The organism is Cytobacillus oceanisediminis 2691 (genome assembly GCF_007678455.1).
Lineage (GTDB): Bacteria > Bacillota > Bacilli > Bacillales > Cytobacillaceae > Mesobacillus > Mesobacillus oceanisediminis_A.
Genome location: NZ_VEEP01000168.1, coordinates 1 through 287 on the forward strand (window position 1 = coordinate 1; position 287 = coordinate 287).

The 287-nt window shown below is 42.5% G+C and carries 1 protein-coding gene; it reads right to left on the reverse strand.

Features of this window, described 5'->3' with window-relative positions; translation table 11 throughout:
* Positions 1-230 (reverse strand): hypothetical protein (locus FS736_RS23675; RefSeq protein ID WP_144481546.1); only part of this gene is annotated, 230 nt, incomplete at its 3' end.
* Between the last annotated feature and the right edge of the window lie 57 nt (positions 231-287).

Below are 287 nucleotides of genomic sequence, written 5' to 3' on the forward strand. Positions count from 1 at the left end.
AATTCATTTTCATACTCCGTCTGCTCAACGATTCTTTTCATATTCCCCACAAGTCCCTTTTCACAATAAAACACCCATCCCAAATACATTCTCTCCTCTTCCCCAATCACCTTTCCTTCTTCACCAACCTTCATCATTTCCCTCCACATATCCCTAAATTCAATCTCCAAATTCTCATTCTCTTCAACCACCTTTTTCACATCTACAACCACTCCTTCCCCATCCATCAAGACATCTCCCCCCTGTATCCTTGAATTCTCCACCCTATAAAGCCACCCACCCTTGAT